Genomic DNA, 25,642 nt, shown 5'->3' on the forward strand with positions numbered 1-25,642 from the left:
TCCCGCCAGGTAGCCTTGGGGCGTGACTCTGCGCCTGTTCGACACCGCCACCCGCGAGGAGCGTCCGTTGACGCCCCTGAACCCCGGCAAGGTCGGCATCTACCTGTGCGGCCCCACGGTGCAGTCGAGCCCCCACATCGGTCACCTGCGGTCAGCGGTCGCGTTCGACGTGCTCCAGCGCTGGTTGCAGCGCCAGGGCCTCGAGGTGACCATGGTGCGCAACGTCACGGACATCGATGACAAGACCCTGACCAAGGCGGCAGACGCGGGCGTCGAGTGGTGGGCGTGGGCGCTTCGATACGAGCGCGAGTTCCAGGCCGCGTACGCCGCCGTCGGCGTGCTGCCGCCCGACGCCGAGCCGCGCGCGACCGGCCACATCCCCGAGATCCTCGCGCTCGTGGCGCGGCTGGTCGACGCGGAGCACGCCTACGTGCTCGACGGTTCCGTGTACTTCGACGTCCGTTCCTTCGCCGAGTACGGCTCGCTCACCCGCCAGGCGCTCGACGACCTGGCCCCAGCACCCGATGCGCCGGCCGACGACAAGCGCGACCCGCGCGACTTCGCGTTGTGGAAGGCGTCGAAGCCGGGGGAGCCGGACACGGCTTCCTGGGACTCGCCCTGGGGCCCTGGGCGGCCGGGCTGGCACATCGAGTGCTCGGCGATGGCTCGCCGCTACCTCGGCGACTCCTTCGACATCCACGGAGGCGGTCTCGATCTGCGCTTCCCGCATCACGAGAACGAGCAGGCGCAGTCGCGCGCCGCGGGGTACGGCTTCGCGCAGCTCTGGCTGCACTCTGCATGGGTGACGCAGTCCGGCGCGAAGATGTCGAAGTCCCTGGGCAACGGACTGCTCGTGTCCGAGGTCCTGGAGCATCACAGCGCTGCCGCGCTGCGGCTCGCGCTGGCGCAGGTGCACTACCGCTCGATGCTCGAGTACTCGGAGCAGACCATGGACGACGCCGAGGCGACCTGGGCGCGCCTGTCCGGCTTCGTGTCGCGTGCCTCCGAGCGCGTGGGTGCGCCCAGCGCGCAGGCCGTCGCGCAGGCCGTGCTGCCCCGACCTTTCGTCGAGGCGATGGACGACGACCTCTCGGTGCCACGCGCCATGGCGCACGTGCACGAGGTCGTGCGGGCAGGCAATGCGGCCGTCACCGCGGGGGACGACGCGACGGTGGCCGAAGCGCTGCTGGCCGTGCGTGCCATGCTCGACACGCTGGGCCTGGACCCGGGATCTCCGCGCTGGGCGGAGGCGTCCCGAGCCTCCGAGCCGGCGCTCAAGGCGCTCGAGGTGCTGGTGGGCGCGGACCTGGTCGCACGCGCGGAGGCTCGCGCCGGGAAGGACTGGGCTGCGGCGGACGAGATCCGAGACAGGCTCCAGTCCGCAGGAATCATCATCGAGGACGCCGCCGATGGCGCCCGCTGGTCGCTGGCCGAGGAGGGCTGACATGGCAGGGAACTCTCAGCGTCGGGGCGCCACGCGTCGCGCCGGCAGCAAGAAGGGCGCCACCGTCGGCACCGGCGGCCACGGCCGCAAGGCGCTGGAGGGCAAGGGCCCCACGCCGAAGGCGGAGGAACGCTCGTATCACAAGGCGTACAAGGCCAAGCAACGTGCCGAGAAGGAGGCGGCGAAGGCTCCGGCGCCTCGCGGCAAGGCAGCGCCCCGCAACCGCACGTCGGGCTCAGATGAGCTGGCGATCGGACGCAACAGCGTGCTCGAGGCGCTGCGCATGCGCATCCCCGCGACCGCGCTGTTCGTGTTCAACCGCATCGACGCCGACGACCGTGTCACCGAGATCGTCTCGCTCGCGGTGGAGCAGGGCATCGAGGTGCGCGAGGTTCCCAAGTCCGTGCTCGACACCCTCGCGGGCGGCAGCCCGCACCAGGGCGTCGCGCTCGAGGTGCCGCCGTACGTCTACGCCGATCCCCGCGACCTGCTCGAGGCGCCGTCGCCGGTGCGGATCATGGTGCTCGACCACATCCAGGACCCGCGCAACCTCGGGGCCATCCTCCGGTCCGCCGGCGCTTTCGGCGCTTCGGGCGTCGTGATCCCGGAGCGTCGCGCCGCGGGCGTGACCGTCGCGGCCTGGAAGGTGTCGGCTGGCGCCGCCGCGCGCGTGCCGGTCGCACGCGCCACCAATATCGCGCGCACCCTCGAGGACTACAAGAAGGCCGGGGTCTTCGCGATCGGCCTGGACGCCGGGGGAGAGGTGGACCTGCACCAGTCCAACCTCCTGGACGGTCCGCTCGCGATCGTGATCGGTTCCGAGGGCGAGGGCCTCTCGCGGCTCGTGTCGGAGACGTGCGATCAGATCGTGTCGATCCCCATCACCGCCACCACAGAGAGCCTCAACGCCTCGGTGGCCGCGTCGATCGCTCTGTACGAGGCATCCCGGCACGTCTCCTGACGGCGCTGGCGCCTCGGGGCGCACGACCGCCGTCGCGGGCCCCGGACGAGCGGGTCACGCGCCTTCGGCCTCGGCCCGCTCCGGCTCATCGTCGGCAGAGCCGGCGTCGAGCGTGCCTCGCTCCTCCTCAGCGGATCGAGCCGACCGTTCCGCAGCGGTGCGCGCCTTCCGCTGGGGTGCGGCCACCTTGGTGGAGACCCGGGTGACCGTCGGGATCTCCCCGGTCGCCTCCTCAGGTTCCGGCACGCCGCCCCAGCCGTGCGTGTTGTCGTTCGCGTACGGGTCGCTCACGGCGTAGCTCGTGCCCACCTCCGCGGTCAGCGCGGGGAGCTCCGCGGTCATCTCGGCAAGCGACAGCCCCAGCACCGCCTGCTCGTCGGCCTTGGTGGGCAGGATGTTCTTCACGTACGACGCGGTCGCGACCGGCATCGGCACGTCGTGCCCGGCGGACTGCGCCAGGTACCAGCGGTGGTCCAGGACCTCGTGGAACACCTGGGCGGGCTCGAGCTTCCCGCGCAGCTTGCGCGGGACGGCGCGCACCGTCGGCTCGAAGATGTGGGTGAGCCACTCGTGCGCGACGAACGTCTCGTCGGCGCTGACGCCCTGCCGGTCCTCGCGGACCACGCGGTACTCATCGATGTCGTTGAGGAGGCGTCGGGCCTGGTTCTCCTGCACGTCCAGACCCGTGAGGCGCATCAGGCGGCGCGAGTGGAAGCCTGCGTCCACCACCTTGGGGCGGAGGGTGAGCGCTGTGCCGTCGGCCGTCTGCTGCATGTCGATCTCGCCCAGGTCGAAGCCGAGCGCGTTGAGCGCCCGCACCCGCTCTGCGACGTAGAACGGCACGTTCGACGTGATGGTCTCCGCCGAGGTGAGGGTGGTCCACAGCTCGCGGTACCGGCCCTCGAGCCGGGTGCCGATGTCGAACGGGTCCACGCTCTCGTCCAGGTCCTCCGACTCCTGGAGGTCCAGCAGCTCGCCCACGATGTTCGTGGTCGCGGTGTCGAGGTCGTACTCGCGCTGCCCGTCCGTGAGGCGCGGGTGCAGGTCGCCGGTCTCCGCATCCACCAGGTAGGCCGAGAACTCGGAGGCGTCCCGTCGGAACAGCGCGTTCGAGAGCGACACGTCGCCCCAGTAGAAGCCGGCGAGGTGCAGCCTGACCACGAGCACCGACAGCGCGTCGATCAGGCGCGTGAGCGTGCCTCTGCGCAGCGCTGTCGAGAACAGCGCGCGGTACGGGAGGGAGAACGCCAGGTGCTCGGTGACGAGCGCAGCGGACAGCTCCTCACCGTACGAGGTGCGCCGTCCCGTGACCACGGCCACCGGCTTCACGCAGGGCGCCTCCATGCGCTCCAGCTCGCGCAGCATGTGGAACTCGCGGTGCGCGATCTCCGGATTCGTCTCCTTCACCGCGAGCACGCCATCGCCGTGGCGCACGAAGCGGACGACGTGGCGCGACAGCCCGCGGGGCAGCGCTGCGATGCGCTCCTCCGGCCACGCGCTCAGGGGCAGGTCCCAGGGAAGCTCCATGAGGCCCGCGTCGGCGGCCCCTGTGATCAGCAGCGGCATGCGCCCAGCCTACGTGGTGCCGGGGCTGCCGAACCGGGACATGCGGAAGGGCGGCCCCGGTGTGCCGGGACCGCCCTTCCTTCGATCACATGCGCCTCATGGCGCCGCGCTGCCTACGCCTTGGGCGTGGCGGCAGTCGACGCGGCCGAGGGGCTGATGCGCTTGCCGGTCGCGGCGGAGAACACGTGCTGCTCGCCCTCGCGGATCTTGACCCAGATCGACTCGCCCTTCTTGGGGACGTCGCGCGGGTCGACACGGACGATGACCTCGCCCGAGCCTCCGAACTTGACGTCCGAGGTGGTGGCGGCGGGACGCGGCAGCTGGCCGTAGACGAACGCGTCGGAGCCGAGCTCCTCGACGACGACCACCTCGACGGGCATGGCGCCCTCGGTGTTCGGCGCCACGCGGTCGAGCGACTCGGGACGGAAGCCGACCACGGCGTCGCCCTTGTCGTCAGCGGTCATGTTGGCGACCGTCTCGCGCTGAAGCTGGATCTTCGAGTTGCCGACGAGCGCGTAGCCGTCGTCCACGCGGAACGTGGAGATGTTCATGGCCGGCGAGCCGATGAACCCTGCGACGAACACGTTCGCCGGAGTGTCGTACATCTCGCGCGGGGTGCCGACCTGCTGCAGCACGCCGTCCTTGAGGACCGCGATGCGGTCGCCCATCGTGAGGGCCTCGACCTGGTCGTGGGTCACGTAGACGGTGGTGGTGCCCAGACGACGCTGGAGGGCGGCGATCTGGGTGCGGGTCTGGACGCGGAGCTTGGCGTCCAGGTTCGACAGCGGCTCGTCCATGAGGAACACCTGGGGCTGACGCACGATGGCGCGGCCCATGGCGACGCGCTGGCGCTGGCCACCGGAGAGCGCCTTCGGCTTGCGGTCCAGGTACTCGGTGAGGTCGAGGATCTTCGCGGCCTCCTCGACGCGCTTGCGGATCTCCGCCTTGTCGACCTTGGCGATCTTGAGCGCGAAGCCCATGTTGTCCGCGACGGTCATGTGCGGGTAGAGCGCGTAGGACTGGAACACCATCGCGATGTCGCGGTCCTTGGGCTGGACGTGGGTGACGTCGCGGTCTCCCACCCAGATGGATCCCTTGTCGACGTCCTCGAGGCCCGCGAGCATGCGGAGCGACGTGGACTTTCCGCAACCCGAGGGTCCGACGAGGACGAGGAACTCGCCATCGGCGATATCCAGCTCGAGCTGGTCGACCGCCGGGCGCTCGGTGCCCGGGTAGATGCGGCTGGCCTTGTCATAGGTCACAGTTGCCATGAGTCATGGTCCCTTCACCGGCAGGTACGTGCCGGACGATCCGTAGTGAAGAGTGCCTTGTGGTGTCCACATTGACACTTGCCTCCGCAGAATCACGGGGGCGTGGTCCATCCTGCCATAGGGGCTCGACCATGCCTAGGCAGGACCTTGGCCCCATTCGTCCCCGCGCGGGCTCTGCCCAGGCGCGACGCCGCCCGGTAGCGTGGGTGCACATGGCTGGACTGCGGCGTGAGATCGGCGACGAGATCGGCGGTTACGTCGTGCGCGGGATCCTCGGGCGCGGGGGCTCCGGCACGGTCTACCTGGTCGAGGACGGCGCAGGATCGCAGGCGGCGCTCAAGCTCGTCGACGCCGCCGCGGATCCCGTGGCCGCCGAGAGGCTCACCCGCGAGGTGCACGCCCTCCAGTCGCTGCGCCATCCCGCCGTGCCGCGCGTGCTCGACGCCGAGCTCGAGGGCGACGAGACGTTCGTCGTGTCCGAGTACATCCCCGGCCTGTCCCTCTACGACCACGTGCAGCGGCACGGGCCGATGCGCGGAGCGGCCCTCGCCGACCTCGCCGATCGCATCGGCTCCGCGCTGCAGGAGGCCCACGCCGCAGGCGTCGTCCACCGGGACGTGACCCCCTCGAACGTGATGATGGGACCGCACGGGCCGGTGCTCATCGACTTCGGGCTCGCGCATCGGACGGAGGACTCGCGGCTCACGCGCGACGGCCTCGTCAGCGGTACCGCAGGCTACGTGGCGCCCGAGGTCATCGACGGGGCCGAACCTGGCCGGATCGGCGACGACTGGGCCTGGGCCGCGACGGTCGCGTACGCCATGAAGGGTGAAGGGCCGTTCGGATCGGGCTCCGGGGCCATCTCACGCACGCTCGACGGTCGTGTCGACCTGCCCGACGTGCCGGGTGCCTCGCTCGTCGCGGCCGCACTCAGCCGGGATATCGGCGCGCGTCCTGCACCCGCGGAGGTGGTCGCCGCGCTGCGCGGCGCCACCGAGGTGCTCCCCTCCCGCGGTGCGGCGCCCACCCTCGTCGCCCCCGCTGCCGGAACGGCGGTGCTGCCGGCCGGGTCGCTGCCGTGGGAGACCGCAGGAGGCCCGACAGCTCTGCTCGACGCCGCGTCGTACCCGGCGGTCGACATCGGCGAACCGGGCGCGGACGTCGATGACGACGACCTCGAGGACGACGACCTCGACGGCGAGATCGATGACGACGATGCAGCGGAGGACGAGGGCCCGTGGGACGCGCTCGACGCAGGCCTGGTGCCTGCCCCTGCGTCCGGTCGGCCGGTGATGCTTGCCGCCTGGGCTATCGCGGCGTCCGCGACGGCGGCGCTCGCGCCCGTGGTGGTGGTGCTCTCCATGGTGGGCGCCGCGGTCGTCGCGCGAGGGGTGCATCGCAGGGCCGCGTCGCTCGCGGCGGCGCGGGCTCGTCGCGGCGCCCGCCGAGGCGACGCGGTGGTCCACACCATCGGGATGCCATGGCATCTGGCGCGAGGCGCGGTGGAGCTGCTGCCGTCCGTGCTGCTCGGACTCGCGGTGGGGCTGGGGACCGGTGCGTTCGCGTGGTGGCTCGTCTCCGCGTCGCTCCTCGCGTCCCCGACCACCGCGGGTCAGGCATGGGGGCACGCGGCCGCCGTGGCGCTCGGGGCGCTGGCTGCCTGCGCGACCCTGTGGGTCGGGCCGTGGTCCGAGGGCACCAGGGACGGGGCGCGTCGCGTGGCGTTCGGGCTCGCGCCCACCCGCGGCGTGGCCGTCGCCTGGGTGATCGTCGCGATCGCCGCCGTGGGAGTCGTCGCCGTCGCGGTCTACGCCCTTGCGGAGCCCTGGTGGTGGCCCTTGAGAGAAGCGCCTGGCACAGGCTGATATGCAGGTCCCGGTCCGCGGGAACACGCCGCCACGGCGAGGCGTTCTTCGCACGACGGAACGAGCCGTCCAGGGATCTGTGCCTCTGCGCGGTGTACCGTCGCATCGGTCCCCTGTGTTCCCGCGCGTCGCGCGGCCCATGCGCGTCCACCAGGAGGGGTGATGGCATTCCGAGACCGATTCGACGTGGTGCAGCCATGGATCAGCCTTGTCGTGAGGCTGGCGATGGCCGGCATCCTGATCGCTGCGGCGATCCCCAAGCTGATGGATGTCCCTGGGTCGATCCGTGCGGTGAGGGCCTACCGGCTGCTGCCGGAGGCGATCGTGCCGCTGTTCGGCACCATGCTGCCGATCTTCGAGCTGCTGCTTGCGCTCGTGCTGCTGCTAGGGCTCTTCACGCGCCTCGCCTCGATCGTCTGGCTCGTGATGATCGTCGGGTTCATGATCGGCATCATCTGGGCGTGGGCCAAGGGCTACAGCATCGACTGCGGCTGCTTCGGCGGCGGCGGCGACGTCGCACCCGGCACCACCAACTATCCGGTGCACATGCTCGAACGAACAGGGTTCCTGCTGCTGGGGATCTGGCTGGTCGCGTTCCCTCGCACCCCGTTCTCGCTCGACCGCTGGATGGCCGGCAAGCCCGAGCCGACCGCCGCCTAGACTGAACCCGGAACCACCGAGAGGAATCGACACCGATGGCATCAAGCGACAAGGCCGCCGAGGCTCGCGCGAAGGCGAAGGCGAACATGAAGGCGCAGGAGCGCCGCACCACCATGATGATCGTGAGCGGCATCGTGGTCGCGCTCGTCGTCTTCGGCGGGCTCGTGTTCTTCATCATGAATCAGAACAAGGGCCTCGACCAGCTGGGCGACGCCGCGACCGGCTCACCGGCGGGCTCGCTGGCGAACGGTGCGATCCCGGTGGGCTCCAGCGGCACCGCAGGCGTCACCGACGACAACCCGCCCGTCACCGTCGACGTCTACTACGACTACATGTGCCCCTACTGCCAGGCGTTCGAGCAGATCAACAGCAGCGACCTCGACCAGCTCCGCCAGGCGGGCACGATCCAGGTGAACTACCACCCGATCGCGATCCTCGACGGTGCCTCCAACGGCACCAAGTACTCGACGCGCGCCGCGAACGCCGCGGCGACCGTCGCCGATGCCGACCCGACCCACTTCCTGGACTTCACCGTCGCGCTCTTCGCGAACCAGCCGTCCGAGGGAAGCGACGGTCTCAGCGACGACGACCTGGCCGCGCTCGCAGTGAGTGTCGGCGTCCCCGCCGACGTCGCGAAGACCTTCGCCGACTACAAGTTCCGGTCCTGGGTCACGAGCGCGACCGAGCAGTCCTCCGTGGACGGCGTGAGCGGCACTCCGACCGTCATGGTCAACGGCGAGGCGCTCGACCCGAACACGGTGAACTACTTCACCGAGGGCACGCTCGCCGCCTACCTCACGCAGGTGGCCGGCCAGTAGCCGTCCGCATCGACGCGATGACGCCGCGCCTCCTTCCGGGGGCGCGGCGTCGTCGCGTCCGGGCGTCGTCGGCGCTCTCCGCGTGCAGGCTTCATCACGGTCGTCCATCCCGGTATCCTTGAGCGTCCCCTGCGGGACGTGCTGGCATGGCGCAATTGGTAGCGCACCCGACTTGTAATCGGGCGGTTGCGGGTTCAAGTCCCGCTGCCAGCTCTACGAACGGCGCCCCAGCGCGGGTGCGCGCGCGACGCAGAACGTGAGCGTCAGACGCGGGGCGTGCCCCAGCGGATCGGATCCGCGCCCTGCTCGCCCAGGAGCTCGTTCACGCGGGAGAACGGGCGGGACCCGAAGAAGCCGCGGCTGGCGCTCAGCGGGCTCGGGTGCGCGGACTGGACACGAGGCGTCGTCCCCAGCAGCGAGCCGGCCGCCTGGGCGTCGCGACCCCACAGGATCGCGACGAGCGGACCGCCTCGTGTGGCCAGGGCGCGCAGCGCCGCCTCGGTGACCTCCTCCCAGCCCTTGCCCCGGTGCGATCCGGGCAGGCCGGGACGCACGGTGAGGACCCTGTTGAGGAGCATCACGCCCTGGTCCTGCCAGTGGCTGAGGTCCCCGCCCGCGAGCTCCTCGCCCGTGTCGTCCCTCAGCTCCGCCGCGATGTTGCGCAGGCTGCGCGGCTGCGGATGCCCCGGAGGCACCGAGAACGACAGCCCCACCGGGTCTCCGGGGGTCGGATAGGGGTCCTGGCCGACGATCACCACCCGCACGTCCGCGAGCGGGGTCTCGAACGCGCGCAGGATGGCCGTCGACGCCGGCAGGTAGCCGTGGCCCTCGGCGATCTCCTCGCGAAGGAACGCTCCCAGCCGGGTGAGGGTGGGCTCGACCGACGCGAGCACGTCCGTCCAGTCAGGGGCCACCTGGTCGCGCCACATCGTCGGCATGACGACAGGCTAGCGGGGCTCGCGGCATCGGGTGAATGACATCGGTGCCATTCGCCGATAACCTGGGCACGATGAAGGAGGGGAATGTGAGCCGAGCCGTCGTGCGCCTCGAGCGCGAGGAGCTGCCGCCTTCGGGCCTGTCCGAACGCGCCATCGCCATCCTCGACTTCGAGCGTCAGTGGTGGCGGTATGCCGGCGCGAAGGAGGACGCGGTCCGTGAGCTGTTCGCGCTGTCGGGCACCGAGTACTACCAGCTCCTCAACGCCCTGATCGACGACGAGCGCGCGCTCGCCCACGACCCGATGCTCGTCAAGCGGCTTCGTCGCATGCGTTCCGCGCGGCAACGGGGCCGAGGCCGCGCCGCAGGCGCCTGACCCCGGGGTAGCATCGGCGCGTGGCAGAGTACGAGAAGGACGAGTTCGACGAGCTCGCGCGCCAGGCTGGCCCTGTGGGCGTGCACCGCGCGCCGCGCGCATGGTGGACCCGTGTCCTGACCCCGTTGGTCGTGTTCCTTGTCGCGGGTCTGGCCGCCTATGGGCTGGTCGTGTGGAACTGGAACACCGACATCTCGAGCCCCGAAGCGACGACGTCCGTGACCGCCAGCCCGACAGCCGAGACCTCCAGCAGCGCCACGGCGACGCCGAGCGCCACCGCCTCCGCCAGTCCCGCGGCCTCGCCGTCGGTGACGGCCACGCCTGAGCCTGTAATCCAGTACGACGCCGGCGTCGTCGTCCGCAACGGCGCAGGCATCGCCGGTATCGCTGCAGCCCAGCAGACGCTGCTCGAGGGTGACGGCTTCACGAACGTGAGTGCGAACAACATCAAGGCGTCCCTCATCCCGGACGGCGTCAACGTCGTGATGTACTCCGACGAAGCGCTCGCAGACACCGCCGCGCGGGTCGCCGAGGTGCTCGGGATCGCGTCCGTGCAGCTCGGGACCACGCCCGGAGGCGGCGCGATCGAGGTGCTGCTCGCGACCGACCCCGCGGCGTAGGCGCGCGCAGGCACCGCGCTAAGCGGCGTGCGAACAGGTGTCCGTCGTCATTTGCACTCGAGGGGTGAGAGTGCCAGAATCGGCGTTAGCACTCGCCTGGTTCGAGTGCTAACGAGACCTCGGCTTCCGATCGAGGCCCTGCCTGCGGGGTGACCTGAACCCCGTGGGGAGAGCCGTCCGTCGCGGGCGATGCGGGAGCCACCACCCTTCGAAAGAGGAACACCACTCATGGCGAAGATCATTGCCTTCGATGAGGAGGCCCGCCGCGGCATGGAGCGGGGCATGAACGCCCTCGCCGACGCCGTCAAGGTCACCCTCGGCCCCAAGGGCCGCAACGTCGTGCTCGAGAAGAAGTGGGGCGCACCGACGATCACCAACGACGGTGTCTCCATCGCCAAGGAGATCGAGCTCGACGAGCCGTTCGAGAAGATCGGCGCCGAGCTCGTCAAGGAGGTCGCCAAGAAGACGGACGACGTCGCTGGCGACGGCACCACCACGGCGACCGTGCTCGCCCAGGCGCTCGTCACCCAGGGCCTGCGCAACGTCGCGGCCGGCGCCAACCCGATCGCCCTCAAGAAGGGCATCGAGAAGGCCGTCGAGGCCGTGACCGCCGAGCTGCTCAAGGCGGCCAAGGAGGTCGAGACCAAGGAGCAGATCGCGGCGACCGCGGGCATCTCCGCCGGCGACCCCACGATCGGCGAGCTCATCGCCGAGGCGATGGACAAGGTCGGCAAGGAGGGCGTCATCACGGTCGAGGAGTCGAACGCTCTCGGCCTCGAGCTCGAGCTCACCGAGGGAATGCGCTTCGACAAGGGCTTCCTGTCGGCGTACTTCGTCACCGACCCTGAGCGTCAGGAGGCCGTCCTCGAGGACGCGTACGTCCTGCTCGTCGAGTCGAAGATCTCGAACGTCAAGGACCTGGTCCCCGTGCTCGAGAAGGTCATGCAGACCGGCAAGCCGCTGCTGATCATCGCCGAGGACGTCGAGTCCGAGGCTCTCGCGACCCTGGTCGTCAACAAGATCCGTGGCACGTTCAAGGCTGTCGCGGTCAAGGCGCCCGGCTTCGGCGACCGCCGCAAGGCGATGCTGCAGGACATGGCGATCCTCACCGGTGGCACCGTGATCTCCGAGTCGGTCGGACTGTCGCTCGACGGCGCAGACCTGACTACGCTGGGCCAGGCCCGCAAGGTCGTCGTCACCAAGGACGAGACCACGATCGTCGAGGGCGCAGGCGCCGAGGAGCAGATCGCGGGCCGTGTCCGTCAGATCCGCGCCGAGATCGACAACTCCGACTCGGACTACGACCGCGAGAAGCTCCAGGAGCGCCTCGCCAAGCTCGCAGGCGGCGTCGCCGTCATCAAGGCGGGCGCGGCCACCGAGGTCGAGCTCAAGGAGCGCAAGCACCGTATCGAGGACGCCGTCCGCAACGCGAAGGCCGCCGTCGAGGAGGGCATCGTCGCCGGTGGTGGCGTGGCGCTCATCCAGGCCGGCAAGCTGGCGTTCGACGGCCTCGAGCTCGAGGGTGACGAGGCCACGGGCGCCTCGATCGTCGCGGCAGCCGTCTCGGCCCCGCTGCGTCAGATCGCGATCAACGCCGGCCTTGAGGGCGGCGTCGTGGTGGAGAAGGTCAAGGACCTGCCCATCGGCCACGGCCTCAACGCCGCGACCGGCGTCTACGAGGACCTGCTGGGCGCAGGCGTCAACGACCCCGTCAAGGTGACCCGCTCGGCGCTGCAGAACGCGGCGTCCATCGCGGCCCTGTTCCTCACGACCGAGGCGGTCGTGGCGGACAAGCCCGAGCCCGAGCCGGCCATGCCGGCCGGTGGCGGCGACATGGGTGGCATGGGCTTCTAAGGAGTCCTCTGCAGTCAGGCGGCCCGGTGCCGCCGCTCGGGGCGATCAGGCTTGATCCCCTCGCAGCGGCACCGGGCCGCCTTCTGCTTCTCCTGGCCGGGCGTAGCGGGGCTGGGGCTGGACTGGGTTCGTGCCAGGCCCGTGCCGCATCGTCCGTGAGCCACACCCTTCGCCCTGCGCGCGCCCTCCACGCATGAAGTGGCACACCAGTGCACGCAGTGGAGTGGATCTGTGCGCTGGTGTGCCACTCAGCGATGCCGGCCACGGATGGTCCGTGGCGCACGCTTCAGGGCGCAGGGCAGGCGTAAGGACGATGCGTCAGGCGCGGCCATGCCGCGCTGCTGCGGTCACGCGAAGGCCCGACGCGCGCAGCCGCGTGACGAGGTCGCGTGTGGACACGAGCGTGGCACCGAGCTCGAGGAGCTGATGCTGCCGCTCGATCGGGTAGTCGTAGTGGTCACGATCGAACCCGCGCTCGGGGATGCCGGCCTGGCGTGCGAACGCGTGGAGCTCATCGAGCGACTCGTCCGAGACCAGGTGTCCCCACACGGTGCCGTGGTTCGGCCAGAGCGGGGGATCGATGAGGACGGTCACGTTCCGAGCCTAGGCGCGTCGCCGCCTGCATCCCCACCGGCCGGGACCGTTAGACTGTTGCCCGCGCCGCGTCCGCGACGCAACTGAGACCAGCGAGGTAGATGTGCCCACCGGGAAAGTGAAGTGGTTCGACTCCGACAAGGGGTTCGGCTTCATCGCGAGCGAGGACGGCAGCGAGGTGTTCCTTCACGCTTCGGCCCTCCCCGCCGGCACCGGGAGCCCCAAGCCTGGAACCAAGGTGGACTTCTCCGTGGCCGACGGACGTCGCGGACCGTCCGCCCTCTCGGTGACCATCCTCGAGCCTGTCAGCTCGGTCGCGCAGAACCTGCGCAAGAAGCCTGAGGAGATGACGGTCATCGTCGAGGACCTCATCAAGATGCTCGACGGCGTCTCGAACACCTTGCGTCGGGGCCGCTACCCCGAGGGCGCGAAGGGCGCCCAGGTCGCCGCGGTGCTGCGCGCCGTCGCGGAGCAGCTGGACGCCTGATGGCGGTCGACGCAGTGCTGGCCGCCGCGGTCGACGTGGCGTGGGAGGCTGCCGTCGAGGCGGCCGGCGATGCGAACGCTGTGGGGGATCACCTCTCCGCCCACGACGAGGGTGACAAGCTCGTCACCCATCTCTTCGCCTGCAGGCTGCCTGGGTACCGTGGCTGGGTCTGGTCCGTCACGCTCTCGCGGACGCCGCGGCTCAAGACCGCGAACGTCTGCGAGGCCCACCTGGTGCCGGCGGACGATGCCCTGCTCGCGCCGCAGTGGATCCCGTGGGCCGACCGCGTCCAGCCCGGCGACCTCGAGCCGTCGATGGTGCTGCCTCGCAACGACGAGGACGCGCGCCTGATGCCCGGCTACGAGCAGACGGGTGACGTCGACGCCGATGCCTTGGCAATCTGGGAGCTCGGCTTGGGCCGAGAGCGCGTGCTCGCACCCCGCGGTCGCGAGGAGGCCGCCGACCGGTGGTATCGAGGATCCCGAGGACCGACGGCGCCGTCCGCGATCGCCTCGTCCGCGCCCTGCTCCACGTGTGCGTTCTTCATCCCGCTCACCGGCTCGCTGCGCACCACGTTCGGGGCCTGCTCCAACGAGTGGTCGCCCTCCGACGGCTCGGTCGTCTCGGTCGATCACGGATGCGGTGCGCACTCGCAGACTGATGTCGAGCGGCCGGGGACGCAGTGGCCCGCCGACGACCCGGTGTACATCGACGACGCCACTGAGCCCTTCGACCTGAGCGAGCCGGAGCCGGAGGGCACCCAGCAGTCGGAGCCCGCACCGGAGCACGCACCGGAGCCCGAGCGCGCGGCTGAGCCGGAGCCTCTTGCCGAGGCCGCGACGGAAGCGGCCGCCGAGCCGGATCCGGAGCCGGCCGCCGACGCGGAGCCCGCTCCCGGGTCCGGTGAGGACGTGGCTGCCGACGACGGCGCCGATCCTGCCGAGGTGAGCCTTCCTACCGACGAAGCCGCGCTGGCGGAGGACGACTCCGCAGACAGTGACAGGGGCGAAGGCGCCACGACCGCGGTCGACCCTGAGCCGACCGAGCAGGGGAACGTCGCAGGCTGACGCCTCCGTGCGCGCGCGGTGCGCTCACCCCGTGCGGTCCCTCCGCGCGGCATCCACGGCATCTGGTGCGGATGTGAGAAGGGCCCGGGCATCGCCCGGGCCCTTCTCACATGTCCAGTCTCAGCCGAAGTTCTCCGTGGCGTACACGGTGGTGCCGTCCCCGGACTGCACCGCGCCCGCACCCATGACCGAGTAGCCGGGGTACATGATGTTGGTGCAGTGGCCGTAGGAGTGCATCCATGCCTGGTGGATGATCGTGATGCCTGATGCGAGGCTCAGACCGAGGCTGTTGTATGTGTAGCCCACGTTCTCCTGGCCGCGACCGCTGTGCGAGAGAGTGTCCGTGTCGAGCATGGTCTGCGACCAGCTCTGCGCGGCGTTCGCAAGCGAGCCCGACCAGCCGAGCGAGTTGAGGCCCAGGCGAGCGCGCTCCTTGTTCGCGGCCGTGAGCAGCGACTTGGCTGAGGACCCAGCCGAGTAGGGCGACGCCGGGTTCGAGCAGTAGTCCGTGTAGGACTGAGCGGAGGCGGCACCCGAGGAGGATGTCGACGAGGACGTGGAGCCGCTGGACTTGGAGGTCGACTTCTTGGTCGACTTCTTGGTGGTCGTCACCGGGGCCACGGGCTCGGGCACCGGCTCGGGCGACCTGCTCACCTCGATCGCGGGGATGGACGAGCTGATGTCGGCGTTCTCGACGCTGCCCTCGGCCTTGACGGAGGCAGTCGCGACCGACGAGGGCGCCGACTGCGCGGTGTCTGGAGCGGCGCTCACGTCGGCGGGGATCCACGAGGCCGCGGCGCTCACGGAGGTGCCCACGACGGCGAGCGGGAGCAGTCCCGCGAGCACCGCCCAGTACCAGCGTCGGCGCGGTTCGCGGCGAACCTTGACCTCGGTCTCTTCCATGTCTTCCTCACGCATCGGGAACTGTCGGGATGCAGAGGGGTGGTGGTGCTCTGGTCGCCTCTGGGGCGGCTCCGGCGTTCCTTCGCATCGCTGTCGAGGTTGATGCTAGGAACGGCTCAGAGGCCCGTGGAAGCGTTTGTGAGAAAGTCCTCAGAAGGGTGAAACTTCACATGCTTCTGCCGAGGTACATCCATGTACCAGGTGTGACGTAGGTCACACTGCGCGTGGACGTGTCAGCGACCGTCCGGCGGTCAGCCGCGATGTGCTGGCGCTCGTCGGCGTCATCGAAGCACGGAACGAGCCCGCAGGAGCGGTCCCGTCGCAAGGTCGGGCTCAGGGCTCAGGGCTCAGGGCTCAGGGCTCGAGGTGCGCGAGGACCCAGTCGACGGAGGCGGTCAGACGCGACACGTCCTCGGGGTCCACCGCAGGGAACATGCCCACGCGGATCTGGTTGCGCCCGAGCTTGCGGTACGGGTCGACGTCGACGACGCCGTTGTCCCTCAGGATGGAGCGAAGCGCCGCCGTGTCGACGCCCGCATCGAAGTCGACCGTGCCGACGACGGGTGAGCGGTACGCCACCTGGGACACGAACGGGCGCGCCACGGGTGAGCTCTCCGCCCACGAGTACAGGCGCGAGGCCGAATCGGCGGTCCGCGATGCGGCGAACGCCATCCCGCCCTGGTCGAGCAGCCACTGCAGCTGCGCGCGCATCATGACGAGAGTCGCCACCGCGGGTGTGTTCAAGGTCTGGTTCTGCCGGGAGTTCGCCACGGCGTCCTCGAGCGAGAGGATCGCAGGGATGTAGCGACCGCTCGCGGCGATCCTCTCGATCCGCGCGATCGCCGCAGGAGACATCAGCGCGAACCAGAGGCCGCCGTCGGAGGCGAAGCTCTTCTGCGGCGCGAAGTAGTAGAGGTCGGTCTGGCTCACGTCGAGCTCGGTGCCGCCGGCGGCAGAGGTGCCGTCCACGACCATGAGCGCGTCGTCGGCGCCGCGAACCCGCGACACCGGTGAGATCACGCCGGTGGACGTCTCGTTGTGCGCCCACGCGTACACGTCCACGCCGTCCTCGAGCTCGGGAAGCGTGAGCGAGCCGGCATCGGCCTGACGCACGCTCGACGGGTCCAGGTGCGGCGCCCCGAGCGTCGCGGCGGCGAACTTGGAACCGAACTCCCCCTGCACGCAGTGCTGGGCGCGTCGCTCGACGAGCGAGTACGCGGCGGCGTCCCACATCAGGGAGGACCCGCCGTTGCCGAGCACGACCTCGTAGCCGTCCGGCAGCGAGAAGAACGACGCCAGCATCTCCTGCACGTCGCGCACGACCCCTCGCACGGGCGCCTGCCGGTGGGAGGTGCCGAGCAGGGTGCGCTCAGCCGCTCGCAGCGCCTCGATCTGGAAGCTCGAGACCTTGGAGGGGCCAGAGCCGAACCTGCCATCGTGAGGGAGCAGGTCGGCAGGGATCGTCATCTGGTCTGACATGCCGCACAGCCTAGTGGGAGCGGCCGCCTGCGTGGCGCGTCCGGTGCGACATGGCAAGATAGCCGCGTGTACGCCCTGACTCCGGCACTGCAGCCCTACGACTGGGGCGACGCTGAGACGATCCCGCACATGCTGGGGACGCCGGTCACCGGTGAGCCGGTCGCGGAGGCATGGTGGGGCGCCCACACGAGCGCTCCCGCGATAGCGACGGGCTCGGAGGGCGTCAGCCGCGGGCTCGACGAGGTCATCGCCGCGGACCCGGTCTGGGCGCTCGGGCCGGAGCTCGCGCAGGCGTACGGGGGCGTGCTGCCGTTCCTGCTGAAGGTCCTCGCCATCCGCAAGCCGCTGTCGTTGCAGGTCCACCCGCACGCCGACCAGGCCGCCGCAGGGTTCGCGCGGGAGCAGGAGCTGGGAGTCCCGCTCGACGCCGCCGCTCGGCTGTTCAAGGATCCTCGGCCCAAGCCGGAGCTGGTGGTCGCGCTCACGCCGCTCGTCGTCCTGACGGGCTTCCGACCCGTGGCGGAGCTGCGCGCCGACCTCGCGTTCATGGACGCCGACGGCGCTCGCGTGCTGGAAGGCGTGCTGGACGACGCCGACGACGATGACGATGCGATCTCCGAGTACATCGACACCTGCCTGCGCGGCATCCAGCCGATGCCTGTGCTGGTGTCGATGAAGGCAGCGGTCGCGGCGGGCCACGGCTCGGCGTCGATGCATATCGCGGCCGACGCGCTGGATGCTCACCCGGGCGACGCCGGCGCGCTCGTCGCGCTCGCCATGAACGCTGTGACGCTGGCGCCTGGCGAGGCGGCGTACACCGGCGCCGGCATCGTGCACTCCTACCAGCGCGGCGTCGGGCTGGAGATCATGGCGAACTCTGACAACGTGATCCGCGCAGGGCTGACGCACAAGCCCATGGACCTCGGCCAGCTGCTGTACCTGGCGCACACCGGTCCGAGCAATCCTGTGCTGCCTGCGGTGGATGTCGAGGGTGCGGTCACCCGCTTCTCGACGCTCGCGCCCGAGTTCGCGCTCTCGCTGCTGCGCAGGGGCGCGATCGTCGCCCCGCCAGGCCCGCGCATCGTCCTGGCCGTCGAGGGCACCACGACCGTCGTGGCCGGTGGTCGGACCGCGGTGCTCGCGGCCGGCGAGGCCGTCTTCATCGCGCACGCCGAAGGCTCCGCCGCGATCGAGACCGGCGGGATGACCGCCGTCGCGTCCACGCCGGCTCGGTGACGTCTGGTCCCGCATCGGCGGCGTCGTGCCAGGACCCTTGTTCGACTAGCCTGAGAGGCATGTCGCTTACCGTTTCTGTCTTCGGCACCGGGTATCTGGGTGCCACTCACGCCGCCGGCATGGCGGAGCTGGGCCACACCGTCATCGGCGTCGATGTGGACGCCGCGAAGATCGAGAGGCTCGCGCGCGGCGAGGTGCCCTTCTTCGAGCCGGGGCTGCCCGAGCTGCTCCGCAAGCACGTCGAGTCCGGCCGCCTGCGTTTCACCACCGACGCGAGGCTTGCCGCCGCCGAGGCCGACGTCCACTTCATCGGCGTGGGCACGCCTCAGAAGAAGGGCGAGCAGGCCGCCGACATGCGCTTCGTCGACGCGGTGATCGAGACGCTGGCGCCTCTCCTCACGCGGCCCTCGGTGATCCTGGGCAAGTCGACCGTGCCTGTCGGTACCGCGGCGCGCCTCGCCGAGAGGGTGCGTGAGCTCGCGCCGGTGGGCGATGCGGCGGAGCTCGCCTGGAATCCCGAGTTCCTGCGCGAAGGGTTCGCCGTCGAGGACACGCTGCGTCCGGATCGACTCGTGATCGGCGTCGATCGTGATCGTCCGGGGCGGGTCGAGCAGGTCGCTCGCGCGGTCTATGCCGAGATCATCGAGCGCGGGACGCCGTTCCTGGTCACTGACCTGGCCACGGCGGAGCTCGTGAAGGTGTCCGCGAACGCCTTCCTTGCGACGAAGATCTCCTTCATCAACGCGATCGCGGAGATCTGCGAGGTCACCGGCGCGGACGTGACGCAGCTGGCGGACGCGATCGGCTACGACGAGCGCATCGGGCGCAAGTTCCTCGGTGCGGGCCTCGGCTTCGGCGGCGGCTGCCTTCCCAAGGACATCAGGGCCTTCCAAGCACGCGCAGGCGAGCTGGGAGTGGGGCCCGCGCTCGGCTTCCTGCGCGAGGTCGATGAGATCAACCTGCGCAGGCGCGAGCGCGTCGTGGAGCTCGTCACGGAGTGCGCAGGCGGTGCGCTCAACGGTGCGAAGGTCGCGGTGCTGGGTGCGGCCTTCAAGCCGAACAGCGATGACGTCCGCGACTCGCCGGCGCTGGACGCCGCAGGGCGGCTGCATCTTGCGGGCGCGCAGGTGCGCGTGTACGACCCTGAGGCCGCCGCGAACGCCGCCGCGATCTGGCCCACGCTGACGTACGCGTCGTCGATGGTCGAGGCATGCGAGGGTGCGGACGTCGTCCTGGTGGCCACGGAGTGGAAGGAGTTCCGCGAGGCAGATCCGGTGGCGCTCGCAGCGCTCGTCTCCGAGGCGAAGGTGATCGATGGGCGCAACTGCCTGCCTGTGGAGAGGTGGCTCGCGGCTGGCTGGGAGTATCACGGGCTGGGCAGGTTCGCGTGAGCGACCTCATCGACACCACGGAGATGTACCTGCGGACCATCTATGAGCTGGTCGAGGACGGCGTGGTGCCGATGCGGGCACGGATCGTGGAGCAGCTGGGCCATTCAGGGCCGACCGTGTCGCAGACCGTGGCCCGCATGGAACGCGACGGCCTGGTGGTCGTCACCGAGGACCGGCACCTGGAGCTGACACCGGAGGGGGAGCGCCTGGCGATGCGTGTCATGCGCAAGCATCGGCTCGCGGAGCGCCTGCTGACGGATGTCCTGGGGCTCGACCTGGCGCACGCGCACGACGAAGCGTGCCGCTGGGAGCACGTGATGAGCGAGCGCGTCGAGCGTCGAGTGCTGGCGCTGATCGGAGAGGCGAAGGTGTCGCCCTACGGCAATCCGGTGCCCGGCCTGGAGGAGCTCGGTGAGCTTCCGGGCGACACGCCGGTGGGGATGTCGCTCGTCGACGCGGCTGCGCAGGGTGTGACCGAGGTCACCGTGATCCGCATCGGAGAGAACCCGCAGGCGCACCCTGACGCGTTGGAGCCGATGCTTGAGGCGGGCGTGCTAGCAGGGGCTTCTGTGCGTCTGTCGCCGGCGGGTGACGGGGTCGACGTGGTCGGTCGAGGTGGTGAGGTGCACCTCGCGAACGTGGTGGCGCGGCACGTGTTCGTTACCTTTTCGTGATCTGAAACGTGCATTCCGGCATGCTGGCGGTTACAGTGGTCGCAGTTCATGGATCGCACCGCAGACGTGTGAGGCCCCCTTCAAGAGGGAACGGACGGCAAGGGCCGGTCGCTGGGGTCACGTCGCCGACGCGCCACAGGGTGCGGAAGGAAACGGGAATTTGAGGTACGGATACAAGCGCGCACGAGCGCGTGCCATCGCGGTCTCCGCGGGTGGCGCCCTCGTGATCGTGCCGCTCGCAGGAGTCGCCGCCATGGCGCTCGTCACCCCCGGCGAGCAGACGGCCACCACACCCGACGCCGCTGTCGTCGCCGAGGTGAATGCGAGCCTCGCTCAGGACATCGCCGAGGCGTCGACCGTGGTGGTCGCCTCGGGCAACGCCGCCTACGACTTCCAGGAGCCCTCGATCGAGGTCTCCGCGGATCCCAAGCCGGTCACGGTCAAGAAGACGACGACCGCCACGACCACGACGGGATCATCGGCCAGGACGGTGGCCAACTCGAACGCCGTCGCAGCAGCCATCTCCGGCTCGGCAATCGTCGCCGAGGCCGCGAAGTACGTCGGAACCCCGTACCGCTCGGGTGGCTCGTCACCGTCGACGGGCTTCGACTGCTCGGGCTTCGTCTCCTACGTCTACGCCCAGTTCGGCATCTCGCTGCCGCACTACTCCGGCGCGTACTACAGCATCGGCACCCGGGTGTCCTCGCCCCAGCCCGGCGACATCATCGTGAGCCCCGGTCACGTGGCGATCTATGCGGGCCCCAACCTTCAGATCGACGCACCGACCACGGGCAAGACCGTCCAGTTCCGGTCCATCTGGCAGACCAACCCCGTGTACATCCGCATCACGGGCTGACTGCTCCACGCTTCACGAAGGCCGCTCCCTTGGGGGCGGCCTTCGTCGTGTGCGGGGCGCCGGTCATCGTGCGGCACCCGGTGATGGGTTATTGTCAACAATATTGTCGGTGGCTTCGCCGCGGGGCACGGCGGCCGAGCCGCCTCGTGCAGAGGTGCCGTGACGTCGGGTGAGGAGCGCTGGATGGCTGCAGAGGGCAAGGTCTACGAGCAGCTCAAGGCCGCGATCCTGCGTGGCGACTACGTTCCCCGGCAGCGGCTCGTGGAGGCCGAGCTGTGCGAGGACCTGGGCGCGAGCCGGTTCCAGGTGCGCCGCGCGCTTCTCACGCTTGAGGCCGACGGCATCGTGGAGCACCTGCCCAACAAGGGCGCTCGCATCCGGGAGATCGGGGTCGACGAGGCGGTCGAGATCACCGAGGTGCGGATGGTCGTCGAGGGGCTCGTGGCCGCGCGCGCGGCGGAGCGGGTGGATGATGCGCAGGCGGAGGCGCTCCTGGAGATCGGGCGGCGCATGCGGGCGGCCGTCGCGGAGGGTGACGTCGCCACCTACTCCGAGATGAACGGCGTGCTGCACCAGACCCTCCGTGAGATCGCCCATCACGAGAAGGCGAACGGGATCATCGCGCGACTGCACGGGCAGATGGTGCGGCACCAGTACGCGCTCTCGCGAGTGCCCGGCCGTCCGTCGGTCTCCGTGGTGCAGCATGAGGACATCATCAAGGCCGTCGTGGCGCGGGATCCGTCCGCTGCCGAGGCCGCGATGCGCCTCCACATCTCCTCCGTCATCGATGCGTTGAGGGCGAATTCCTGATACCTCCAGGGGTACAGAAGTCCTGGTTGCCGCATGAATGTCAGCAAAGTCGCTGACAAGATTGTCAACAATCTGTTACGGTGGCGATGCACAGCCTCTCAATGGGGAGGGGTCGAAGGTCTCAAGGAGGAGCCCGTGCGTCACACACGAACCATCAGAAACGCAAGGACCAAGGCCGCGATGCTCGCGGTCGCCGCGATCGGAGCGCTCACGCTGGCCGCGTGCAGCTCCGGAACCACCGAACCGACCTCGTCAGCAAGCGAGACGAGCACCGGCACCGCCACGACCGGCACGATGGAGATGACCCCCATCACCGTCGGCGTCATCCCGATCCTCGACGTCGCCCCGCTGTACCTGGGAATCTCCCAGGGCTTCTTCGCGGACGCCGGTCTCGAGGTCACCACCGAGCTCGCCCAGGGCGGCGCGGCGATCGTGCCCGGCGTCACGAGCGGCCAGTTCCAGTTCGGATTCAGCAACACCACGTCGCTGATCCTTGCTACCGCCAACGGCATCTCCATCCAGGCCGTCGCCCCCGGCGTCTCCAGCACCGGCGTCGACGGCGCCGACTTCGGCTCCGTGCTCGCCACGGCCGACAGCGGCATCACCTCGGCCGCGGACCTCGCCGGCAAGAAGATCGCCGTCAACACGCTCAACAACATCAACACGTCCACCATCAACAAGATGGTCAGCGATGCCGGCGGCGACCCGTCGACGATCACGTACGTCGAGCTCGCGTTCCCGGACATCGTCCCGGCGATCGTGTCAGGCGACGTGGACGCAGGCCAGGTCGTCGAGCCCTTCCAGACCGTCGGCGAGGGCCAGGGTCTGGTGCAGGTGGGCTCGAACTACGCGCTCACCGACCCGAACCTGATGATCGCCGAGTACTTCACGTCCACGGACTACGCGGACGCCAACCCTGACATCGTCGCCGCCTTCCAGGAGGCGATGACCAAGTCGTTCGAGTACGCGACCGCCAACCCGGACGCCGTCCGCGCGGCGCTCGCCGACTACACGAGCATGGACGAGGCCACCCAGCAGGCCGTCACCCTGCCCGCGTGGAACACGACGATCGACGACAACACCGTCGACCTGCTCGCGCAGCTCGCCGTCCAGGACGGCTTCCTCACCGAGGTCCCCGACCTCACCGGCCTGAAGTGATCCCCGCCGGGGTCGCGGCGCCGTCCGCGACCCCGGCACCCGGGACACCGTGCCCTCCCGTGCCTCGCGCGGACGCCGGGCCTCAGCCCCCACGATCCCCTGGAGGATCCGCATGACCTCGACTTCCTTCGCGGCACCCCCGCGGGCCGTCGCCGCAGCGGCGCCACGGCGACGTCGCAACCCTCGCCGCTACGACGCGCTGCTCGGCGTGATCGGCGTGCTGGGCGTGCTGGCGCTGTCGGAGACGCTCTCCCGCACCGGCATCGTCAACCCGGCGTTCCTGCCGCCCGTCACCGAGATGTACTCGACGCTGTTCTCGCTGCTCGGCGAGCACTCCTTCTGGGTCTCGCTCGGCGAGACCCTGCGCGGCTGGGCTGTGGGCCTCGCCGTCGCCATGATCATCGGGATCGTCGCAGGCGTCATCATCGGCTCGCTGCCATGGCTCAAGGCCGCCACGCACTCGACGATCGAGTTCCTGCGCCCCATCCCGTCCGTCGCGCTGATCCCGCTCGTCGTCCTGCTGTACGGCACCAAGCCGCAGTCGGCGCTGATCCTCGTGGTGTACGCGTCCGTCTGGCAGATCCTCGTCCAGGTGCTCTACGGGGTCGCCGACGTGGACCCCGTGGCGCGCGACACCGCACGGTCGTTCCACTTCGGCCGTCTGCGCATCTTCCGCTCGGTGCTCTGGCCCACCTCGCTCCCGTACATCCTTACCGGCTTCAGGCTGGCTGCCGCGGTCGCGCTGATCCTCGAGATCACGGCAGAGCTCGTGATCGGCGTCCCTGGCCTCGGCCGTGACATCGGCATCGCGCAGAGCTCGGGCGCGGTCGCCGAGACCTATGCGCTGGTCATCGTCGTGGGCCTCGTGGGCGTGGCCGTGAACCTGCTGTCCCGTTTCGCGGAGCGCCGGCTCCTGTGGTGGCACCCGTCCGTCAGGAGCGAGTCATGAGCCTCACCCGCATCGGCCGTCGAGCCGTCCTCACCTTCGGCCTGCCGATCGTGCTGCTCGCGATCTGGTGGGTGGCCTCAGCCGGCTCCACGAACCCGTTCTGGCCGTCCCTGCAGACGATCCTGCAGGCGTTCCCTCAGACGTGGACCTGGGACAAGGTGGTCCAGGACGTCGTGCCGAGCCTCAGCCGCCTCGGCATCGGGTTCGCGCTCGCCGTGCTGCTCGGCATCATCGGAGGCACCGCGATCGGCCTGTCGCCCCGCCTGCGAGCGCTGTCGGAGCCGGTGCTCGAATTCTTCCGCGCCGTCCCGCCACCCGTCCTGGTGCCGATCATCGCGCTGTTCGCCGGGTACACCGGGTCGCTGGGGAAGATCGTCACCATCACGCTCGGGTGCCTGTGGCCCATCCTGCTCAACACCGTCGAAGGCGTCCGGGGCCTCGACCCGACGCTCACCGACACAGCGCGCAGCTACCGGCTCAGCGCGTGGCGACGCTTCGCCTTCGTGATCCTCCCGGGCGCCAGCCCGCGCATCTTCACAGGTGCGCGCCAGGCGCTCTCGATCGGCGTGATCCTCATGGTGATCTCCGAGCTGTTCGGGGCCAACCGCGGCCTCGGCGCTGCGATCGTCCAGTTCCAGAGGAGCTTCGCGATCCCCCAGATGTGGACCGGCATCATCCTGCTCGGCCTCATCGGCGTGACCCTCTCCGCGATCTTCAAGGCCGTGGAGAACCGGACCCTGGCCTGGTACGTCGGCCAGCGTCAGATGGAACGAGGAGAGTAGAGATGTCCCTGACCGATGCCCGTTTCGTGATGACCGAGGAGCCTGCCGCGAGCGTCGCGCCCGAGCCGGGCAGCGGCACGCCCGTCGCGCTCGACCTCCAAGGCGTCAAGAAGACGTACGACACCCCCGGGCGCCCGCACGTCGAGGCGATCCGCCAGCTCGATTTCCAGGTGGGCAGGGGAGAGCTGGTGTGCGTCGTGGGCCCGTCCGGCGCGGGCAAGACCACCCTGCTGCGCTCCATCGCGGGTCTGCTGGACGTGACCGAGGGCGCCGTCGTGCTCGACGGCCAGGTGGTCACCGGGCCGCCGGCCGGGATGGCGGTCGTGTTCCAGGAGTACGGCCGGAGCCTCTTCCCGTGGATGACGGTCCGCCAGAACATCGAGCTGCCGCTCAAGGAGCACGGCATCCCCAAGGCGGTGCGCCGGGAGAAGGTGGACAAGGCGCTCGCCGAGGTCAGCCTGACCGAGGCCGCCGAGCAGCACCCCTGGCAGCTCTCCGGCGGCATGCAGCAGCGGGTCGCGATCGCCCGCGCGATCGCGTACGAGCCGTCGGTGCTTCTCATGGACGAGCCGTTCGCCGCCGTGGACGCGCAGACCCGTGCCGAGCTCGAGGACCTGGTCCGCGCGCTGTGGAAGCGGCTGGGCGTGACCGTGCTGTTCGTCACCCACGACATCGACGAGGCGGTGTACCTGGGCGAGCGCGTCATCGTCCTGTCCAACCGACCCACCGTGCTCATGGAGGACGTCAACGTGGACCTGCCGCGCGACCGTGACCAGCTCACGACCCGCTCCGACCCGCACTTCGGGGAGCTGCGCGGTCACATCTATGCGCTGATCCAGAAGGCGAAGGCGGGGCACCGTCCGGACTCCGAGACGGAGGCGTGAC

General features: G+C 70.0%; 25 protein-coding genes and 1 tRNA gene. 20 read left to right on the forward strand and 6 right to left on the reverse strand.

Annotated elements, in window-relative coordinates:
• The first annotated feature begins 22 nt into the window (after window positions 1-22).
• A complete protein-coding gene (gene cysS, locus RN607_RS02295; RefSeq protein WP_313544048.1) occupies window positions 23-1,444 on the forward strand; it encodes a cysteine--tRNA ligase in 1,422 nt (473 codons plus the stop codon).
• 1 nt (window position 1,445) lies between these two features.
• Window positions 1,446-2,405 (forward strand): 23S rRNA (guanosine(2251)-2'-O)-methyltransferase RlmB, encoded by a 960-nt coding sequence (gene rlmB, locus RN607_RS02300; protein WP_313544050.1) that lies wholly within the window; start codon window positions 1,446-1,448, stop codon window positions 2,403-2,405.
• 54 nt (window positions 2,406-2,459) lie between these two features.
• On the opposite strand, the gene RN607_RS02305 is transcribed toward rlmB, so the two are convergent.
• Window positions 2,460-3,971, reverse strand: a complete 1,512-nt coding sequence (locus tag RN607_RS02305) for a DUF4032 domain-containing protein (RefSeq protein WP_313544052.1) — start codon at window positions 3,969-3,971, stop codon at window positions 2,460-2,462.
• A gap of 113 nt (window positions 3,972-4,084) precedes the next feature.
• Window positions 4,085-5,242 (reverse strand): ABC transporter ATP-binding protein, encoded by a 1,158-nt coding sequence (locus RN607_RS02310; protein ID WP_313544054.1) that lies wholly within the window; start codon window positions 5,240-5,242, stop codon window positions 4,085-4,087.
• A 212-nt stretch (window positions 5,243-5,454) separates the two neighbouring features.
• On the opposite strand from RN607_RS02310, the gene RN607_RS02315 reads away from it, so the two are divergent.
• From RN607_RS02315 to RN607_RS02330, 4 genes are all read left to right on the forward strand, one after another.
• Complete coding sequence (locus tag RN607_RS02315; protein WP_313544056.1) at window positions 5,455-7,107, forward strand: serine/threonine-protein kinase; 1,653 nt, start codon at window positions 5,455-5,457, stop codon at window positions 7,105-7,107.
• 162 nt (window positions 7,108-7,269) lie between these two features.
• A complete protein-coding gene (locus RN607_RS02320; protein ID WP_313544058.1) occupies window positions 7,270-7,767 on the forward strand; it encodes a MauE/DoxX family redox-associated membrane protein in 498 nt (165 codons plus the stop codon).
• Between the two features lie 35 nt (window positions 7,768-7,802).
• Window positions 7,803-8,585 (forward strand): DsbA family protein, encoded by a 783-nt coding sequence (locus tag RN607_RS02325; RefSeq protein WP_313499502.1) that lies wholly within the window; start codon window positions 7,803-7,805, stop codon window positions 8,583-8,585.
• 140 nt (window positions 8,586-8,725) lie between these two features.
• Window positions 8,726-8,798: transfer RNA gene (locus RN607_RS02330), tRNA-Thr, on the forward strand.
• A gap of 50 nt (window positions 8,799-8,848) precedes the next feature.
• Here RN607_RS02330 and RN607_RS02335 read toward each other — a convergent pair.
• Window positions 8,849-9,523 (reverse strand): uracil-DNA glycosylase, encoded by a 675-nt coding sequence (locus tag RN607_RS02335; protein WP_313544061.1) that lies wholly within the window; start codon window positions 9,521-9,523, stop codon window positions 8,849-8,851.
• Between the two features lie 71 nt (window positions 9,524-9,594).
• Between RN607_RS02335 and RN607_RS02340 the strand changes: the two genes are divergently transcribed.
• The 3 genes from RN607_RS02340 (at window position 9,595) to groL (ending at window position 12,371) form a co-directional block, all read left to right on the forward strand.
• Window positions 9,595-9,897, forward strand: coding sequence for a DUF3263 domain-containing protein (locus RN607_RS02340; RefSeq protein ID WP_313499507.1), 303 nt, complete (start codon window positions 9,595-9,597; stop codon window positions 9,895-9,897).
• Window positions 9,898-9,917: 20 nt separating this feature from the next.
• On the forward strand, window positions 9,918-10,517 hold the full coding sequence (locus tag RN607_RS02345; RefSeq protein ID WP_313544062.1) for a LytR C-terminal domain-containing protein: 600 nt from the start codon (window positions 9,918-9,920) through the stop codon (window positions 10,515-10,517).
• 228 nt (window positions 10,518-10,745) lie between these two features.
• Complete coding sequence (groL, locus tag RN607_RS02350) at window positions 10,746-12,371, forward strand: chaperonin GroEL (RefSeq protein ID WP_313499510.1); 1,626 nt, start codon at window positions 10,746-10,748, stop codon at window positions 12,369-12,371.
• A 318-nt stretch (window positions 12,372-12,689) separates the two neighbouring features.
• Here groL and RN607_RS02355 read toward each other — a convergent pair whose 3' ends face one another.
• A complete protein-coding gene (locus RN607_RS02355; protein ID WP_313544064.1) occupies window positions 12,690-12,965 on the reverse strand; it encodes a DUF4031 domain-containing protein in 276 nt (91 codons plus the stop codon).
• Between the two features lie 103 nt (window positions 12,966-13,068).
• On the opposite strand from RN607_RS02355, the gene RN607_RS02360 reads away from it, so the two are divergent.
• Window positions 13,069-13,452, forward strand: a complete 384-nt coding sequence (locus RN607_RS02360) for a cold-shock protein (protein WP_313499514.1) — start codon at window positions 13,069-13,071, stop codon at window positions 13,450-13,452.
• The gene (locus RN607_RS02365) at window positions 13,452-14,519 is read left to right on the forward strand and encodes a DUF3027 domain-containing protein (RefSeq protein ID WP_313544066.1); all 1,068 of its coding nucleotides are present in this window, start codon (window positions 13,452-13,454) and stop codon (window positions 14,517-14,519) included. Before RN607_RS02360 ends, RN607_RS02365 begins: the two co-directional genes overlap by 1 nt.
• Before the next feature lie 120 nt (window positions 14,520-14,639).
• Here the strand turns inward: RN607_RS02365 and RN607_RS02370 are convergent, their stop codons facing one another.
• Both RN607_RS02370 and serC read right to left on the reverse strand, forming a co-directional pair.
• Window positions 14,640-15,422: a CAP domain-containing protein gene (locus RN607_RS02370; protein ID WP_313544068.1), complete on the reverse strand. Its 783-nt coding sequence runs from the start codon at window positions 15,420-15,422 to the stop codon at window positions 14,640-14,642.
• 354 nt (window positions 15,423-15,776) lie between these two features.
• Window positions 15,777-16,901 (reverse strand): phosphoserine transaminase, encoded by a 1,125-nt coding sequence (gene serC / locus RN607_RS02375; RefSeq protein WP_313544070.1) that lies wholly within the window; start codon window positions 16,899-16,901, stop codon window positions 15,777-15,779.
• Window positions 16,902-16,967: 66 nt separating this feature from the next.
• On the opposite strand from serC, the gene manA reads away from it, so the two are divergent.
• The 9 genes from manA to RN607_RS02420 all read left to right on the forward strand — a co-directional run bounded on the left by manA (window position 16,968) and on the right by RN607_RS02420 (window position 25,641).
• Window positions 16,968-18,137, forward strand: coding sequence for a mannose-6-phosphate isomerase, class I (gene manA / locus RN607_RS02380; RefSeq protein ID WP_313544072.1), 1,170 nt, complete (start codon window positions 16,968-16,970; stop codon window positions 18,135-18,137).
• 59 nt (window positions 18,138-18,196) lie between these two features.
• Complete coding sequence (locus RN607_RS02385) at window positions 18,197-19,528, forward strand: UDP-glucose dehydrogenase family protein (RefSeq protein WP_313544075.1); 1,332 nt, start codon at window positions 18,197-18,199, stop codon at window positions 19,526-19,528.
• Complete coding sequence (locus tag RN607_RS02390; protein ID WP_313544077.1) at window positions 19,525-20,202, forward strand: metal-dependent transcriptional regulator; 678 nt, start codon at window positions 19,525-19,527, stop codon at window positions 20,200-20,202. The genes RN607_RS02385 and RN607_RS02390 overlap by 4 nt, the downstream gene beginning before the upstream one ends.
• 160 nt (window positions 20,203-20,362) lie before the next feature.
• Window positions 20,363-21,058 (forward strand): C40 family peptidase, encoded by a 696-nt coding sequence (locus RN607_RS02395; RefSeq protein ID WP_313544079.1) that lies wholly within the window; start codon window positions 20,363-20,365, stop codon window positions 21,056-21,058.
• Window positions 21,059-21,241: 183 nt separating this feature from the next.
• Window positions 21,242-21,868: a GntR family transcriptional regulator gene (locus RN607_RS02400; protein WP_313544081.1), complete on the forward strand. Its 627-nt coding sequence runs from the start codon at window positions 21,242-21,244 to the stop codon at window positions 21,866-21,868.
• Between the two features lie 135 nt (window positions 21,869-22,003).
• Window positions 22,004-23,026, forward strand: a complete 1,023-nt coding sequence (locus tag RN607_RS02405) for an ABC transporter substrate-binding protein (RefSeq protein ID WP_313544083.1) — start codon at window positions 22,004-22,006, stop codon at window positions 23,024-23,026.
• A gap of 112 nt (window positions 23,027-23,138) precedes the next feature.
• Complete coding sequence (locus tag RN607_RS02410; protein WP_313544085.1) at window positions 23,139-23,975, forward strand: ABC transporter permease; 837 nt, start codon at window positions 23,139-23,141, stop codon at window positions 23,973-23,975.
• Window positions 23,972-24,757 carry an ABC transporter permease gene (locus RN607_RS02415; RefSeq protein ID WP_313499548.1) on the forward strand — a complete coding sequence of 262 codons (786 nt, stop codon included), beginning with the start codon at window positions 23,972-23,974 and terminating at the stop codon, window positions 24,755-24,757. The genes RN607_RS02410 and RN607_RS02415 overlap by 4 nt, the downstream gene beginning before the upstream one ends.
• A 29-nt stretch (window positions 24,758-24,786) precedes the next feature.
• Window positions 24,787-25,641, forward strand: a complete 855-nt coding sequence (locus RN607_RS02420) for an ABC transporter ATP-binding protein (protein ID WP_313545464.1) — start codon at window positions 24,787-24,789, stop codon at window positions 25,639-25,641.
• Window position 25,642 lies beyond the last annotated feature (1 nt).

It is taken from the genome of Demequina capsici (genome assembly GCF_032102965.1).
GTDB lineage: Bacteria > Actinomycetota > Actinomycetes > Actinomycetales > Demequinaceae > Demequina > Demequina capsici.